14 protein-coding genes, 1 tRNA gene and 1 pseudogene are annotated in these 15175 nt (G+C 72.0%); 7 read left to right on the forward strand and 9 right to left on the reverse strand.

Going from position 1 to position 15175, the window contains the following annotated elements:
* Positions 1–284 precede the first annotated feature (284 nt).
* A complete protein-coding gene (locus E1193_RS22175) occupies positions 285–995 on the forward strand; it encodes a methyltransferase domain-containing protein (protein ID WP_132185113.1) in 711 nt (236 codons plus the stop codon).
* A gap of 52 nt (positions 996–1047) precedes the next feature.
* On the opposite strand, the gene E1193_RS22180 is transcribed toward E1193_RS22175, so the two are convergent.
* Positions 1048–1581, reverse strand: coding sequence for a YbhB/YbcL family Raf kinase inhibitor-like protein (locus tag E1193_RS22180; RefSeq protein WP_132185114.1), 534 nt, complete (start codon positions 1579–1581; stop codon positions 1048–1050).
* 929 nt (positions 1582–2510) lie between these two features.
* Positions 2511–2816 carry a hypothetical protein gene (locus E1193_RS33345; RefSeq protein ID WP_243707826.1) on the reverse strand — a complete coding sequence of 102 codons (306 nt, stop codon included), beginning with the start codon at positions 2814–2816 and terminating at the stop codon, positions 2511–2513.
* Positions 2817–3048: 232 nt separating this feature from the next.
* Here E1193_RS33345 and E1193_RS22190 point away from each other — a divergent pair.
* A pseudogene (locus tag E1193_RS22190) lies at positions 3049–3488 on the forward strand (transposase); the annotation flags it as partial.
* Positions 3489–3752: 264 nt separating this feature from the next.
* On the opposite strand, the gene E1193_RS22195 reads toward E1193_RS22190, so the two are convergent.
* Positions 3753–3839, reverse strand: a tRNA-Ser gene (locus E1193_RS22195).
* A gap of 219 nt (positions 3840–4058) precedes the next feature.
* On the opposite strand from E1193_RS22195, the gene E1193_RS22200 reads away from it, so the two are divergent.
* Positions 4059–5036, forward strand: a complete 978-nt coding sequence (locus E1193_RS22200) for an NAD(P)H-quinone oxidoreductase (protein ID WP_132185116.1) — start codon at positions 4059–4061, stop codon at positions 5034–5036.
* A gap of 270 nt (positions 5037–5306) precedes the next feature.
* Here the strand turns inward: E1193_RS22200 and soxR are convergent, their stop codons facing one another.
* Positions 5307–5753: a redox-sensitive transcriptional activator SoxR gene (gene soxR / locus E1193_RS22205; protein WP_132185117.1), complete on the reverse strand. Its 447-nt coding sequence runs from the start codon at positions 5751–5753 to the stop codon at positions 5307–5309.
* A 45-nt stretch (positions 5754–5798) separates the two neighbouring features.
* Between soxR and E1193_RS22210 the strand changes: the two genes are divergently transcribed.
* Both E1193_RS22210 and E1193_RS22215 read left to right on the forward strand, forming a co-directional pair.
* Entirely contained in the window at positions 5799–6515 is a 717-nt protein-coding gene (locus tag E1193_RS22210) for a transketolase (RefSeq protein ID WP_132185118.1), read from the forward strand.
* Positions 6515–7399, forward strand: a complete 885-nt coding sequence (locus E1193_RS22215; RefSeq protein ID WP_132185119.1) for a transketolase — start codon at positions 6515–6517, stop codon at positions 7397–7399. Before E1193_RS22210 ends, E1193_RS22215 begins: the two co-directional genes overlap by 1 nt.
* On the opposite strand, the gene E1193_RS22220 is transcribed toward E1193_RS22215, so the two are convergent.
* The gene (locus E1193_RS22220; RefSeq protein ID WP_132185124.1) at positions 7388–8092 is read right to left on the reverse strand and encodes a glycosyltransferase family 2 protein; all 705 of its coding nucleotides are present in this window, start codon (positions 8090–8092) and stop codon (positions 7388–7390) included. The two genes, E1193_RS22215 and E1193_RS22220, sit on opposite strands and share 12 nt — an antisense overlap.
* A 127-nt stretch (positions 8093–8219) precedes the next feature.
* On the opposite strand from E1193_RS22220, the gene E1193_RS22225 reads away from it, so the two are divergent.
* Entirely contained in the window at positions 8220–10421 is a 2202-nt protein-coding gene (locus E1193_RS22225; RefSeq protein ID WP_165945800.1) for a hypothetical protein, read from the forward strand.
* 100 nt (positions 10422–10521) lie between these two features.
* Here E1193_RS22225 and E1193_RS22230 read toward each other — a convergent pair whose 3' ends face one another.
* The 4 genes from E1193_RS22230 to E1193_RS22245 form a co-directional block, all read right to left on the reverse strand.
* Positions 10522–11028, reverse strand: coding sequence for a hypothetical protein (locus E1193_RS22230; protein WP_132185126.1), 507 nt, complete (start codon positions 11026–11028; stop codon positions 10522–10524).
* A gap of 138 nt (positions 11029–11166) precedes the next feature.
* On the reverse strand, positions 11167–12090 hold the full coding sequence (locus tag E1193_RS22235) for a DUF1906 domain-containing protein (RefSeq protein ID WP_132185120.1): 924 nt from the start codon (positions 12088–12090) through the stop codon (positions 11167–11169).
* A 134-nt stretch (positions 12091–12224) separates the two neighbouring features.
* Positions 12225–13217 (reverse strand): phosphotransferase, encoded by a 993-nt coding sequence (locus E1193_RS22240; RefSeq protein WP_132185121.1) that lies wholly within the window; start codon positions 13215–13217, stop codon positions 12225–12227.
* 41 nt (positions 13218–13258) lie between these two features.
* Positions 13259–14431 carry an acetyl-CoA C-acyltransferase gene (locus tag E1193_RS22245; RefSeq protein ID WP_132185122.1) on the reverse strand — a complete coding sequence of 391 codons (1173 nt, stop codon included), beginning with the start codon at positions 14429–14431 and terminating at the stop codon, positions 13259–13261.
* Between the two features lie 73 nt (positions 14432–14504).
* Here E1193_RS22245 and E1193_RS22250 point away from each other — a divergent pair, with 73 nt between their 5' ends.
* The gene (locus tag E1193_RS22250; RefSeq protein ID WP_132185123.1) at positions 14505–14945 is read left to right on the forward strand and encodes a PH domain-containing protein; all 441 of its coding nucleotides are present in this window, start codon (positions 14505–14507) and stop codon (positions 14943–14945) included.
* Positions 14946–15175 lie beyond the last annotated feature (230 nt).

A 15175-nucleotide genomic window follows, 5' to 3' on the forward strand; every position in this document is an offset into this window, starting at 1 on the left:
GGACGCCCCCGTCCCCGACCTCGGCGTGTCGGCCGCCGGAGCGCCCGACCCCGGCGCCCAATTCGGGAGTAGTCATGATATTTCGGAGAGTAGTTGGCCTATGGCGGTGACGTGACATGTTTCGAGGTACTGCCGTACTATGTGCCGGGTTCGCCAACCGCCGATCACGTGCCCACCCGACCGCATTTCGGCCAACAGGGTGCCCCGTTTCCTCCGCGCAACATGCGGATGGTTCACTCAGTCGGTCCAGGTGCGGATCGAGTCATACCGTGAGGAATCGACGCATGGCAGAAATCACTGGGGATCAGCGCGTCCAGTCGGAGGTGCTGGAGGGCCTGGCGACGGCGGTCAACCACCGTCGATGGTTCGTCGAGTTGGCCGTGCCCCACCTCGGTGACGACCCCATCGAGATCGGCAGTGGCCTCGGCGACTACGCGCTGGAGTGGGTCCGGCACGTCCCCCGGTTCACCGCCACCGAGGCCGACCCGGACCGGCTGGTCCAGCTCAAGGAGCGCCTGGCCGACGAGCCCAGCATCGAGGTACGGCAGATGCTGCTGCCGCACCCCGAGGGCGGCGACCACAGCGCGGCCGTGTCGTACAACGTGCTGGAGCACATCGAGGATCACGTCGGCGCGCTGCGCAGCATGCGCGACCTGGTCCGGCCCGGCGGCAAGGTGATCATCATCGTGCCGGCGTTCCAGTTCGCGATGAGCCCGGCCGACATCGCCACCGGCCATGTGCGCCGCTACACCAGGAAGACCCTGGCCGCGGCGATGACCGAGGCGGGCCTGACGGTGGAGACCATCCACTACGCCAACGCGCTCGGCCTCATCGGCTACTTCATGGCCACCAAGGTCTTCCGGCTGATGCCGAAGGAGGGGCCGATGGTCAAGGTCTACGACACCCTGGTGCTCCCCGCCACCAAGGCGGTCGAGCAGCGGGTGCGTCCGCCGTTCGGCCAGTCGGTCTTCGCCGTCGCCCGGGTGCCGGACTGAGGCCGCACCCCGCGGGACGGGGCCCCCGCCGACGCGGAGGCCCCGTCTCCGGTCACTCCTTGATCTGGTACGTCGGGCGGATGACCGCCCGGGCCAGGGTGTGGAAGGCCAGGTTGAAGCCGACGTACGCCGGACTCGCGTCCGGGCCGACGTTCAGCCGCTCGACGTCCACCGCGTGCACCGCGAAGACGTACCGGTGCGGGCGGTCGCCGGGCGGCGGTGAGGCGCCACCGTAGCCGGTGTCGCCGTAGTCGTTGCGGACGCTGAACGCGCCACCGAGGTCAACCTCCTTCACAGCGGTCGGCAGCTCGGTCACCGACGTGGGCACATCGACCAGCACCCAGTGCCAGAAGCCGCTGCCGGTCGGGGCGTCCGGGTCGAAGCAGGTCACTACGAAGCTCTGCGTGCCGTCCGGGAAATCCGACCAGGTCAGGTGCGGTGAGATGTTCCCGCCGCCAGCGCTGCCGTGCGCGTGCCGCGCGTCCATCGGCTCACCGTTGCGCACGTCGTCGCTGGTCAGGGTGAACGACGGAACGGTCGGCAGCAGTTCGTACGGGTCCGGGGCGATCGGTCGTTCCAGGGTCATCGAGGATCCTTCCGGTGCGAATGTCTGCTGACCTTCATACCCCTGCGAAGCGGCCGACTGAACCAAAAGCGCCCTGCCCGGCCGTAGCCGGTCGCCCAACATCCCCCATCAGCGGGCAGGCGGCGCGGTGGGGTTTCGCGTCTCCGCACGTGCGGCTGTCGGCGTCCAACCCCGGTGGAGACACCGGGACTCGACCGCGAAGACGGAGATCATCAGAAGGCGGAGGGTGTGGGATCCGAACCGGCCCCAACCCGAATGCGGGTGCTTGCCGCCGTCTGGCAGCGTAGGCAGCGCGTGGCGAACTGACGACAGCGATGGACAGCGTCGGCGGACGATCATCGAGACACTCTGTGGCTACGGGGGACGACGCCTCATGGGCCCAACCGTTTCGGGGATGACCTGCGCAGTACTTCTCCCGAACAATGATGGACACGATACGCATGACCATGCGCGAAGCTGCCGCGCCAAAGAGCTACGAAAGCAAGATATCCGAGTTGGTTGAGCTTCTGTCAACGCTAGGTGACCTTCTCGGCGCGTTCCGCGACGCGGCAGGCCGTCTGTCCGGGGTGCGGGACGGTGTCGGGCCGTGTCCACGGCGGGTACCGGCGGCGCTTGGCGGACGTGGCGGTGTCCGGGCACCGGACCGTGATCGACCTGCTGGTGAACCGGTTCACTTGCCCAGCCCGGGACTGTGATCGCCGGACCTTCGTCGAGCAGGTCGACGGGCTCACCGAGCGGTTCGCCCGGCGCACGGCTTCGCTGCACCGGGCACTTGAGAAGATCGCGCTGGCCCTCGCCGGGCGCCCGGCTGGCGACTGCGGGGCGATGGGCTCGCCTAACCGCTTTCAGCGGCCCGGCCACTCCAGCGACCGGGCCGCCGAACAGGTAGGAGGCGGATACCGGGACGTTGCCCGGCGAGGAGACCTCAGTTATTTATACATCCAGACCCACCAGCCTGCGGCGACGCCGTCCGAGCCGTCCTTGTACCTGCAGAAATGTGAAACCCGGGTCTCTTCATACCAGTACTGGGCCCGAACCTTGCAGGCCTCGAAACCTTCTTCGTCCGAGCTGAACGGCCCTTCAACCAGGCCCCAATCCGACCACGTTGTGGCTGGGGCTGCACTGGTCGCGCCGCCCACCGGGGAGGCCCCGGCTGCCGGCGCGAGACCGACCACCACCCCGCCCGCAGTCGCGGCCAGCAGAAGCCCGGTCGCCAATCGAATACGAATACCCACTGCTCTCCTTCTCGGATTACTGTCCGAACCGCCATGGGAATCAGAGAGAATAAAAGACTTGCCTTTGCCGTCCTCTCTTGCCCAGTAGTTTTCCAGGGCAGTTCCCGAAAAACAAGAAGGAGGGCTGCGTCCATGGGAGTGGTGTACGACTTGCCCGTGATGGGCGTGTTGCGTAGATGAGTAACGGCACCGCGCGATCCTTCGAGACGGCTAAATCCAACGAAGGAGAGTGATGCGCGATGGCCGCATCTGCGAGTGCGAGCCTGTTGACCTGCTGTGCGAGCAGATCTCGGGCGCGTCGCCGGATGTGTTGCAGACGATGACCAGAACGTTCGCGCAGACGATGATGTCCGCCGAGGCCGACGCGCTCTGCGGCGCAGGCTAAGGACAGCGCAGCGTACGAGCGGGTCAACTTTCGTAACGGCTACCGGCATCGCGAGTGGGACACCCACGCCGGGACGATCGACCTGGCGATCCCGAAACTGCGGCAGGGCAGCTACTTCCCGGACTGGTTGCTGACCCACCGGCGGCGAGCTGAGCAGGCCCTGGCCTCGGCCGTGGCCACCTCCTACCTGCTCGGCGTGTCGACCCGGCGGGTGGAAGCTGGTCGAGCAGCTCGGCGTCCGGCAGTTGTCGAAGTCGCAGGTGTCGGAGATGGCCACGCACCTGGACGCGACAACGTGCATGTGCTGCTCAAGGTCTACGCCTCGTGCATGGACGGACAGGACCAGGTTGCCCGGAGGCGCATTGAAGGGCGTTGGGCACCGGGGACGGCACGACGCCGACCGAAGGGCCGGAGAGCGCCGACACGTAGACGACGGACCAGTGAGACACGGCGGTCCCGAGCAGGACGAAGTGGCACCGATCCACCACTCATAGACACGCCCCTGACCGGCGTTAGCGCTGGTCACAGGGCGTTTTTGCGGTCCAGGTGGGCGGAGGGTGTGGGATTCGAACCCACGAAGACATCGCTGCCTTACCGGTTTTCAAGACCAGCGCCATCGGCCACTAGGCGAACCCTCCCGTACCGTCACCCGCAGGCGTACGGTCGCTGCCTAGTCTGCCACGCGAGCCCTCCAGCCGCGCGCAGGTACCACCCCCGCTGAACGGGTGGCCCGACGGCGCGGCCCGGTCATTACCATGGCAACCCACCGCTGCGGTCCACAGTGGTCTTCCCGCAGTGTGGTAGCGGAAAATCCGGGCCGTGCGTGGGGGCGGCGGCGGATCGGGTAAGACTGGGCCATGCGCGCGATGACGATCCCGGAACCGGGCGGACCCGAGGCACTGCTCTGGGCGGAGGTGCCCGATCCGGAGCCCGGCCCGGGCGAGGTGGTCGTGGCGGTACGCGCCAGCGCGGTGAACCGGGCCGACCTGCTCCAGCGGCAGGGCCACTACCCGCCACCGCCGGGCGCGCCCGCGTACCCGGGTCTGGAATGTTCCGGCGTGGTCGCCGCGCTCGGCCCCGGAGTGACCGGCTGGGAGGTCGGGCAGGAGGTCTGCGCGCTGCTGGCCGGCGGCGGGTACGCCGAGCGGGTGGCCGTGCCGGCCGGGCAGCTGCTGCCGGTGCCGGCCGGGGTCGACCTCGTGGACGCGGCGGCGCTGCCGGAGGTGGCCTGCACGGTCTGGTCGAACGTGGTGCGGCTGGCCCGGCTCGGCAAGGGTGAGACACTCCTGGTGCACGGCGGGGGCAGCGGGATCGGCACGTTCGCGATCCAACTCGGTACCGCGCTGGGCGCGACCGTGGTGGTGACCGCCCGCTCGGCGAAACATGAGCGGCTGCGCGAGCTGGGTGCCGCGCACGCCATCGACTACCGGGAGCAGAACTTCGTCGAGGAGGTCCGGCGGATCACCGACGGCCGGGGCGCGGACGTCATCCTCGACATCATGGGTGCCTCCTACCTGGGGCGGAACGTGGCGGCGCTGGCCGACGGCGGGCGGCTGGTGGTGATCGGGTTGCAGGGCGGCCGGAAGGCCGAGCTGGACCTGGCCGCGCTGCTGGCGAAGCGGGCGTCGGTGGCGGCCACCGCGCTGCGCTCGCGCCCGGCCGACGACAAGGCGGAGATCGTCCGCGGGGTCCGCGAACAGGTCTGGCCGCTGGTGGAGGCGGGCGCAATCCGGCCGGTCGTGGACCGGCGGATGCCGATGCCGGACGCCCCCGAGGCGCACCGGCTGGTCGAGTCCAACGACCACCTCGGCAAGATCCTGCTCACCCTCGGCTGACGCCAGGCCCGCCGTCGCCCGCCCCGATCCGTCGCGTACCTGCCCTGGCCGCGCTGGGCCCGCCCTGGCCGCCCCGGTTTCGGGCTGCGGCCTGGGCGGTCAGGATCCCTGACCCGCTCCGATTGCGGCAAGCCGGACCTACGTACCGGTCGAAAGCCCCAACCTGCCGCATCTGGAGTGGATCACGCGCCCAGGGCCGCGAGACGATGCGCCGGGACGGCGCGAGAGCACGCGCGAGACGGCGCGAGAGCAGACTCCGGGACCTCAGGGTCAGGCGACGGAGCGGGGTAGGACGAGGCGGGCGCCCGGGCCCTCGCCGGCGAGCGAGTCGTCGGGGTTGTTGAGATTGCAGCGCTGCAACGACAGGCAGCCGCAGCCGATGCAGCCGTCCAGGTCGTCGCGGAGCTTGCCGAGCAGGCGGATCTTCTCGTCCAGCCGCTCGCGCCAGGCGCGGGAGAGCGCCGCCCAGTCCTCCGGGGTCGGAGTCCGGGCGGAGGGCAGCGAGTCGAGCGCCTCGCGGATCTCCTCCAGCGGGATCCCGACCTGCTGGGAGATCCGTACGAACGCCACCCGGCGCAGTTCGGTGCGGGCGTATCGGCGCTGGTTGCCGCCGGTACGCTCGGCCCGGATCAGGCCGAGCCGCTCGTAGTAGCGCAGCGCCGAAGGGGCCACCCCGCTGCGAGCGGCGAGCTGCCCGATGGTGAGTGATTCGTTCATCAGTCGCCTTGAGTTGAAGTGAGCTTTAACTTGCAGACTAGCCACATGACGGTCACGATCGCCACCTCCCCGCCGGGCCCACCCCTTCCCGGTCCGGTCGGCGCCCCGCTGGAACGGCTCCGCGCCGGCCGCGACTTCGGCCCGAACGTGTACTCCACCATCGACGTGCTCTGGGTGCTCTACGACCGGATCCTGCGGGTCACCCCGCAGCGCGTGGACGACCCGGACCGGGACCGCTTCCTGCTTTCCAAGGGACACGCCGTCGCCGGCTTCTACGCCGTCCTCGCCGCCAAGGGCTTCCTCCCCGACGACTGGCTGGACGACCAGGGCGGACCGGACAGCCGCCTCGGCGACCATCCCGACCGACTGCTCGTCCCCGGCGTGGAGATCGGCTCCGGCTCACTCGGCCATGGTCTCGGGCTGGGCGTTGGCACCGCGCTCGGGCTCCGGGCCCAGGGGCGCACCACCCCACGGGTGTACGTGCTGCTCGGCGACGCCGAACTCGACGAGGGCTCCAACCACGAGGCGATCGCGTACGCCGGCGCGACCGGGCTGGCCAACCTGACCGCGGTCGTGCTGGACAACCGGTCCGCCAGCCACGGCTGGCCGGGCGGGGCGGCCAGCCGGTTCACCGTGAACGGGTGGACCGCCGCCACGGTCGACGGGCGCGACCACGATGCCCTGCACACCGCGCTCACCGGGCACGACGGGCACCGGCCGCACGTGGTCGTCGCGATCGTCACCGGAGGGGATCAGCCGTGATGCGCGAAGCCTTCGTCGACACCGCCACCCGGTTCCTGGACGACCCACGGACCACGATCGTGCTGGCCGACATCTCCGCCGCCGCGTTCGACCCGGCGGCGGCGCGGTACCCGGACCGGGTGGTCAACGTCGGCATCCGGGAACAGTTGATGATCGGAGTGGCCGGCGGACTCGCGCTGACCGGGCAGCGACCGATCGTGCACAGCTACGCGCCGTTCCTGGTGGAGCGGGCGTACGAGCAGATCAAGCTGGACCTCGACCACCAGGGCGTCGGCGCGGTGCTGGTCAGCGTCGGGGCGTCGTACGACCGGGCGGCGGCGGGCCGCACCCACCTGTCCCCCGCCGACGTCAGCCTGATCGACACCCTGCACGACTGGACGGTGCACGTGCCGGGACACCCGGACGAGGTGCCCGAGTTGCTGCGGCGCGCGGTGTGCGGGCAGGGCTCGGCGTACCTACGACTGTCGACGCAGGCCAACACCCGGGCCCAGGTCGGGGACGGGGAACTGGTGGTGGTCCGCGACGCCGGGCCGGGCGCGGCGCTGCTGGTGGCGGTCGGCCCGGTGCTGGACGCCGCGCTGGCGGCGGTGGCCGACCGACCGGTGACGGTGGCCTACACCCACCGCCCGCGTCCCTTCGACACCGTCGGCCTGCGGGCGCTGGCCGGCGCCGAGGTGATCCTGGTGGAGCCCTATCTGGCCGGCACGTCGGCCCGGGTCGTGTCGGAGGCGCTGACCGACCGGCCGCACCGGCTGCTCACCCTCGGCGTGGGCCGGGCGGATCTGCGCCGCTACGGGTCACCCGAGGACCACGAGCGGTGGCACGGGCTCGACCCGGACGGGCTGCGCCGGTCGCTGGACGCGTTCCTGAGGTCAGCGGGCTGAGCCGGCGGGTCGGCGGCGGGTGCGCTCCCGGCCGAGAATCCAGAGCGCCTCGACGCCGTCCTTCCAGGTGATCTTCTTGCCCTCCTCGCGACCGCGCGCCCGGTAGCTGATCGGCACCTCGTACGGACGGATTCGCCGGCGCAGCAGCTTGCCGGTCACCTCCGCCTCCATCCCGAAGCCCCGGGACCGGACGTCCAGCGAACGGTAGAGCTCCACCGGCATCAGCTTGAAGCAGGTCTCCAGGTCGCCGATGTAGGAGTTGAAGAGCACGTTGGCGACCATCGTCACGCCCTTGTTGCCCATCACGTACCAAAAGCTGTAGGCGCTGTGGCTGCCGAAGGTCCGGTTTCCGTAGACCACCGTGGCCCGGCCGTCGAGCACCGGGTCGAGCAGGCGCGGGATGTCCTGCGGGTCGTACTCCAGGTCGGCGTCGAGGATGACCATGTACTCGCCCTCGGCGTTGTCGACCGCCGTCCTGATGGCCGCGCCCTTGCCCGCGTTGCGCTGGTGGGTGATCACCCGAAGCCGCGCGTCGTCGGCCCGACCGAGGATCTCACCGGTGCCGTCCCTGCTACCGTCGTCGACCACGAGCAGCTCGATCTCGCACGGGTAGTCGACCGCCAACGCCTGCTTGAGGGCGTCCGCGATGCGTTCTTCCTCGTTGTAGACCGGCATGAGGATCGAGAGCTTCACGGGGATCGTCTCCACGGTGGGCACAGTAAGTCGGACCTAGCCTAGCCTGGCAGCCCAGCCGGGTAGACGCCGCCACCACGCCCGTCCGGCAGGCGCTCATTCAGGCGGATGGTGTTTACTTCCGCCCATGTCGGCAGCCGGCTCCCTGGTCGTGGTGGCGTCCGTCGCCGCATTCGTCGTGCTCACATCCGTACTGCGTCCCCGCCGCGGCGACGTTGAGGGGCCGGTACGGCTGGCTGTCGTCCGCGCGGCGCTGGTGACCGGCGTCTACGCCGTGCTCACCGTGGAGCTGCTCGGCGCGGCCGGCGCGCTGACCGCGCCCGCGCTCGCGCTGGCGTGGCTGCTCTTCCTGGCCGTGGTGGTGACGGCGCGGCGCAGCCGGCGTTCCGCCGGTCGGCCCGGCGCGACGGTCGCCGTCGCCCGGCGGGAGGCGCTGGTGGGCGCCGCCGTGGCCGATGCCACCGGAGGCGCTGCCGCAGGAGATGCTGCCCCCGGAGGCGCTGCCGCGGCGCTGCGTGTGCCGTCTGACCCGCCCGGCGATCAGATCGGTGCGGGGCGGTGGTCCGCGCGCGACGGTGTCGCGGCGGCGCTGGTCGGCGCTCGCGCCCGGCTGGCCCACTTCCGGAGTACGGCGAGCCGGGGCGAGCGGCTGCTGGCCGGCACGGTCGTCGGAATGGTGCTGGTGGAGCTGCTCGTCGCGCTGCTCGCCGAGCCGAACAACTACGACTCGCAGACCTACCACCTGCCGAAGGTGGAGCACTGGGTGGCGCAGGGCAGCCTCGACTTCTGGCCGACCGCGATCCACCGTCAGGTGACCATCCCGCCCGGCGCCGAGTACCTGCTGCTGCACCTGCGCCTGCTCACCGGCGGGGACGCGCTGTACAACCTGGTGCAGTGGGCGGCCGGGATCGGCTGCCTGGTGGCGGCCACCCGGGTGGTGGCCCAGCTCGGAGGCGGCCGGCGGGCCCAACTGCTCACCGCCTTCCTGATCGCCACCACCCCGATGGTGGCGCTCCAGGCCACCAGCACCCAGACCGACCTGGTGGCCGCCGCCTGGGCGGCCTGCGCGGGGACGCTGGCACTGGACGGGCTGCGCCGGCGCGCCGGCATGGCCGACCTGCTCGCCCTCGGTGCGGCCACCGGTCTGACCGCGCTCACCAAGACCAGCGGGCTGATCGCAGTCGGCCCGATGCTGGTGCTCTGGGGCGTCGCCCAGCTCCGGCTGGCGCTGCTCGGCGCACGCGGCGCACGGCCGGGCGTCGGGGTGGCCCGGACCGTGGCCGGATCCCTGCTGGTGATGCTGGTCGCGGCGATGGTGGTGGGCCCGTTCCTGGCCCGGGTGACCGCCGAGTTCGGTCACCCGCTCGGCCCGCCCCGACTGCGCGAGTCCATTCCGATGGAACGGCACGATCCGGCGGCGATCCTGGTCAACGCGCTGCGGATCGGGCACACCGCGTTCGACACCCCGCTGGCGCCGCTACGCGACGGCACCGCCGGGGCGATCATGGCGGGTGCCCGGGCGATCGGCGTCGACCCGCAGGACCGGGACATCACCTTCGGCCGCGAGATCTTCCCGGTGCCCGCCTGGTACCCGGACGAGGACCGGGTGGCCTTCCCGCTGGCCGGCTCCCTGGCACTGCTCGGGGCGGTGTTCGCGCTGACCCGTCCGGCCCGGATCAGTCCGGAACGCGCCGGAGCGCTGCGCGCGTACGCGGCCACGGTCGTGATCGCCGTCGTGCTACACACCTCGATGATCAAATGGCAGACCTGGGGTAACAGGCTGCTGATGTACGCGCTGGTGGCGGCGGTGCCGCTGGCCGGGCTGTGGCTGGACGCGCTGCTGCGGCGGCGGCCCGCCCCGGGGCGCCGCCCGGTGGCCGCGTCGCTGGCGGTGACCGTGCTGGCCACCTCCGCCCTGGCCGGCGTGCTGGCCCTGTCGTACGGCTTCCCGCGCCGGATCGTCGGCGCGGGCTCGGTCTTCACCACCTCAGAGTGGGACACCCGGTTCCTGCGCCGCCCGCAGTGGGCGGACGAGTTCCGCTGGGCCGCCACGGCCGTCCAGGCCAGCGGGGCTCGCCGGATCGGGCTGGTGCAGCAGAACGACAACTGGGAGTACCCCTGGTGGCTGCTGCTACGCGACGCCGACGGCCGCCCGCCGGATCTGGTGGCGTTGCAGTCGGTCCTGCCCGCCCGGCCGCCCGCCGACCCGGCCTCGGTCGACGCGATCGTCTGCACCGGCCGCCGCACGGCCTGCGTGGAACTGGTCCCACCTGGCTGGCGGACGGAGTTCCGCGACTACGTCGGCTACGCCCTCCCGCCCGGCCGCTGACCGGCTCGCGCCGACCACGGGCCGCGCTTGTCGCGGCAGTCGGGCCTGTCCGACGGCCCGGAGACCGCAGGATGCCGCACGCCGCACCTTCTCGCGGCGGTCAGGAAGCCGGCACGGGACGCCGGACGGGCGTGGTGGCTGACGCCTGGCCGATGGTGGCGACGACCCGTTCCGTGGCCGGGCGTGGACGGGCGCGGAAGGCCTGGTGAAGAAGGGCGTCGAGGTGCCACACCTGCTTCGGGTGCGGCGTGTGGATGACGAACCGCTCGCGGGCGCCGTCAATCGCGGTGGCGGCCAGCGTGACGGCCTGGGTGCGCGGGTCCGGGCTCCAGGTGACGTGGCTCAGCTCGCGCAGTTCGGTGTTGAGGTGTAGACGCAGTCGGTGCAGCACCCGGGTCTGCTGGGTGACCACCAGACGCCGGTGGGTGAGCAGGAGCAGGTACTCGCCGGAGACCGGCTGGTCGGGGCGGCTGCAGCGGGCGACCAGGACGGTGGCGTCGCCGGAACCCACGCACTGCCGGAAGACCGGCATGTGCCGGCTCACCGTCTGGACCGCCAGTCCGGTTTCGGCGGCGGCCGGGAGGAACGTTCGGGAGAAGACGTCCATGCCCTGACCAACGAACCGTGACCTGGAGTGACGTGGGTCACTGTCGACTTTCTGGAAGTTCCACACCGCCTCGGTCTTGAGCAGCGCGACCTGCCCTGCCGGGTTCGGCCCGCGTCGCACCGCTGGCGCATCGACCCGTCAGCGGACCGCCTGGGCCACCCGCGCCCACAACGCCCGCGCCCAGGGCCGGCCCGGCGGCACCGTCGCGGACCGGTGCCGGGTCGCCGGCAGCTGCACGTCGAGGTAGTTGCTGTCGATGTTGATCCTGACGCCGCCCCAGGTCTCGTGGTGGTCGCCCTGGTACTGCTTCATCCGCCGCTTCGGCACCCAGTGGGTCGACGGGACCTTCGGGTCGGTCGTCGTCCGCACGCCGTCCCAGTTGGCGAAGTCCAGCAGGTCCGGGCGGACGTGCCCGGCCCGGGAGTACGCGGCCACGTGATCGGCCAGCCCCGCGGAGGCGACGTCGGTGTAGAGGCCGGACAGGTAGCCGTGCTCGTGCAGCCGGGCCGTCCAGGCGCTGCTGAACTCCAGGACCGCGGTCGAGCAGGCGGCGTTGCCCGCGGGGTAGCGCTCCATGTCCAGGATGATCGTGCTGAGCGCGGCGAGGCCGAGGTCGCGGGCCTTCGTCGCCGCGTCGTCGGCCGCCGTCCGGCCCTGGGCTGCCGCCTGCGCCGGGTCGATCCGGCGGCTGTACGACGAGCAGGGCGCCTGGAGCCCGACGTAGAGCGGGAAGAACCGCCATCCCTTGGCCTGCTGCTTCGCCACCCAGCCCGGGGTCAGGTTGGCCTGCTTGCAGCCCCGGTTGACCCCGCCGATGTAGATGCCGAGCGCCCCGTACGGGGACTTCAGCCAGGCTGTCATCGCGTCGTCCGAGGGCGCGGCGCAGGTGTCGAAGCCGAGCCCGGTGAAGGTGCCCGGATGCGGCCCGGTGTAGCCGGCGGCCCGAGCCGGCCCGGCCACGGCGGTGACCGCCGTCGTGGCGAGCAGCATCCCGACCACTGCGGCGGTGAGCAACCGGCGGGCGGCGCGACGCAGGCCCGGCCAGGTGGAGGTGGTCGTCACGGGATCCCCGTTCTGTGGAAGTACGCTACGGCGGAGCGCACGTGGACCCGCTCGACGCCGACCCAGAAGATCCTGCCGGGCCGATCCGCAACTGTCCACCCCGTCGATGTCCACAGGGGACGCGGGTCGGACGGTCAGACCGGCAGCGGCGCGAAGAGCTCACCGAGCCAGCCGGGCACCGCGTCAGCGTACTCGGCCCGGGCTGGATCGGGGGTGTCCAGCGCGCGCCGCCAGGACAGCGCCCGGCTGACCACGGTCACCCGCATCGCCAGCCTGGTCGTCTCGCGCAGGGTCGCCCGGTCGTACCGGGCAGTCCAGGCTTCCAGGTACGCGTCGCGCAGCCGTAGCAGCGCCGGGTCGCCCGGATCCAGCCCGTGGGCGTGCGCCACCGAGCGGAGCGTCACCAGCAGCGTGCCGAACGGGTGCGCCACGGAGGCGTCCCCCCAGTCGAAGAAGCGATACCCGTCGTCGGCGACGAAGACGTTGCCGTCGTGCAGGTCGTCGTGCTGGATGCTGACCGGCACCCCGACCTCGACGAGCCGACGGCACAGCCCGGCGAACTCGGTCCGGTACGCCCGCAGTCGCTCGTACGACCCGGAGTCGAGACCGGCCGCCGTGCCGAGCAGCAGCGCCTCGGTGTCGTCGAGCAGCGCCGCGAACAGCCCAGGCAGCCGTTCCGGCCGGTGGTCGGGCACCCCTGCCGCCAGCAGCTCGCCCGCGTGCGGGGCGACGGTGGCCTGGAGCGCCGCGTACCGGGGCAGCAGCCGCTCCCAGTGCGTCAGGTCCTGGCCGCCCCCCAGCGTGTCCCGCAGGCTCGGGCCGCCGTCCGGCAGCAGGGCCCAGCCCCGCCGCGTGTCGACGGCGACCGGTTCCAGCACCTGGCCCGGGGTGAGCCGGGCCAGCGCCGCCAGGAGCGCCGCCTCGTGCCGGGTGCCCGGGTTGTTGGCCTTGAACCAGGCGTCACCGCCGTCGGTGGGCACTCGCCAGACCAGTGACCAGGGGCGAACGCGCGGTTCGACCGGGCCGGTGACCCGACGGCCGCGCCGGCCGAGGGCGTCGGTGATCCAGGCGAGGGCGCTGTCGCGCCACCTCGGGTCCGTCCAGTCGGGAGCGGGAGCAGTCGTCACGCCCGCAGGCTAGGTGCCGCCAGCGTGGAGGGCCAGCGAATTCAGAGCAGCTCGACGATGGTGGCGTTGGCCATGCCGCCGCCCTCGCACATGGTCTGCAGGCCGTACCGGATGCCGTTGTCCCGCATGTGCTGGAGCATGGTGGTCATGATCCGGGCCCCACTGGCCCCGAGCGGGTGACCGAGGGCGATCGCGCCACCGCGCGGGTTGAGCCGCTCCGGGTCGGCTTCGGTCTCCGCCAGCCAGGCGAGCGGGACCGGGGCGAACGCCTCGTTCACCTCGTACACGCCGATCTCCTCGATGCCCAGCCCCGCGCGGCGCAGCGCTCTGGCGGTGGCCGGGATCGGCGCGGTGAGCATGGCGACCGGGTCGTCCGCGGCGACGACGGCGGTGTGGATGCGGGCCAGCGGTCGCAGCCCGTGCCGGCTGGCCCACTCGCTGGTGGTGACGGCGAGGGCGGCGGCCCCGTCGGACATCTGCGAGGCGGAACCAGCGGTGACCACCCCGTCGGCGCGGAACGGGGTCTTCAGCTCGGCGAGTGCCGCCAGTGACGTGTCCCGCCGGATGCCCTCGTCGGTGGCGAACCTGCCGTCGTCGGCGAGCGGCACCGGGGCCAGCTCCCGGTCGAACGCCCCGGCGTCCTGTGCGGCGGCGGCCTTCTCGTGGCTCGCCAGGGCGAACTCGTCGAGCTGGGTACGGGAGAAGTGCCAGCGGGCGGCGATCAGCTCGGCGCCGACCCCCTGGTGGAACGGGGCCGACTGGTCGTGGGCGAAGCCCTCGACACCCCGGTAGCGGGCGCGGACCTGGTCGCTGAACGGGCTGCCGCCGGCGACGTTGGAGCCCATCGGCACCCGGGTCATCGACTCGACGCCGCCGGCCACCACCAGGTCGGTCTGGCCGGACGCCACGGCGGCGGCGGCGAAGTGCAGTGCCTGCTGGCTGGAGCCGCACTGCCGGTCCAGCGTGGTGCCGGGGACCGACTCGGGCCAGCCGGCGGCCAGCACGGCGGTGCGGCCGATGTTCCAGGACTGCTCGCCCACCTGGGAGACGCAGCCCCAGACCACGTCGTCCACCTGGCCGGGTTCGATCCCGGTGCGCTCGGCGAGGGCACGCAGCACGTGCGCCGACAGGTCGGCCGGGTGTACGCCGGCCAGGCTGCCGTTACGCCGCCCGACCGGGGTGCGTACCGCGCCGACGATGACTGCGTCACTCATGACTACCCCTCGGTAACCTCGGCCTGGGTCGATCGTACGTCCTGCCCGGGCGGGCCGTCGGCTCCGCACTGGCATGCTGGAGGGCGTGTCCTCTGCATCGTCCCCGACCCACCAGTGGCGGGTGCCGCCGGCACTGCCGGCGGTGAAGCTGGTCGGCGCGGTCGCGCTCGCCGCTCTGGGTCTGTTCCTCTCCGGCGGCGACCGGGTCGCCCTGGTGCTGTCGCTCGTCACGGCGGCCGGGCTGGCCGGCTGGGCGTCGCGGGATCTGCTCGCCCCGGTCCGGCTCGCCGCCGACGCGGGCGGGGTCACCGTGATCCAGGGTTTCGCCGGCCGGCGGCGGTTGCCGTGGGCCGCCGTCGAGACGATCGGCGTGACGCGGCGTAGTCGGTTCGGGCTGGCCGCCGAGACGCTGGAGATCGACGCCGGCAAGTCGCTGCACCTGTTCGGCCGGTACGACCTGGACGCCCCGCCCGACGAGGTGGCCGAGACGCTGCGCGCCGCCCGGCCGGGCTGAGCCACCGTCCGGCGAAACGGCTCCTCGACGAGAACGCGACCCGGGTCGGAAGCGACCCGAACCGACGGCGACCCGAACCGACGGCGACCCGAACCGGCGGCGAGGGACGCTCCTATGGCGCGTCAAGTGGTTGGGGAGGGTTTTCGAGGCGTCGGTAGAGGTCTCGGGCGATGTAGCGCTTGAGGCAGCGTTTGATCTCGCGGTCGGTTTTGCCTTGGGCGCGGCGGCGG

The organism is Micromonospora sp. KC606, assembly GCF_004348675.1.
Taxonomy (GTDB): domain Bacteria; phylum Actinomycetota; class Actinomycetes; order Mycobacteriales; family Micromonosporaceae; genus Micromonospora.

Excerpts from the sequence above, each read along its gene's own strand:
- E1193_RS22175 (WP_132185113.1), top strand. The coding sequence starts at position 285 with ATGGCAGAAATCACTGGGGATCAGCGCGTCCAGTCGGAGGTGCTGGAG.
- E1193_RS22180 (WP_132185114.1), bottom strand. The coding sequence starts at position 1,581 with ATGACCCTGGAACGACCGATCGCCCCGGACCCGTACGAACTGCTGCCG.
- E1193_RS22200 (WP_132185116.1), top strand. The coding sequence starts at position 4,059 with ATGCGCGCGATGACGATCCCGGAACCGGGCGGACCCGAGGCACTGCTC.
- soxR (WP_132185117.1), bottom strand. The coding sequence starts at position 5,753 with ATGAACGAATCACTCACCATCGGGCAGCTCGCCGCTCGCAGCGGGGTG.
- E1193_RS22210 (WP_132185118.1), top strand. The coding sequence starts at position 5,799 with ATGACGGTCACGATCGCCACCTCCCCGCCGGGCCCACCCCTTCCCGGT.
- E1193_RS22215 (WP_132185119.1), top strand. The coding sequence starts at position 6,515 with ATGCGCGAAGCCTTCGTCGACACCGCCACCCGGTTCCTGGACGACCCA.
- E1193_RS22225 (WP_165945800.1), top strand. The coding sequence starts at position 8,220 with ATGTCGGCAGCCGGCTCCCTGGTCGTGGTGGCGTCCGTCGCCGCATTC.
- E1193_RS22230 (WP_132185126.1), bottom strand. The coding sequence starts at position 11,028 with ATGGACGTCTTCTCCCGAACGTTCCTCCCGGCCGCCGCCGAAACCGGA.
- E1193_RS22245 (WP_132185122.1), bottom strand. The coding sequence starts at position 14,431 with ATGAGTGACGCAGTCATCGTCGGCGCGGTACGCACCCCGGTCGGGCGG.
- E1193_RS22250 (WP_132185123.1), top strand. The coding sequence starts at position 14,505 with ATGCTGGAGGGCGTGTCCTCTGCATCGTCCCCGACCCACCAGTGGCGG.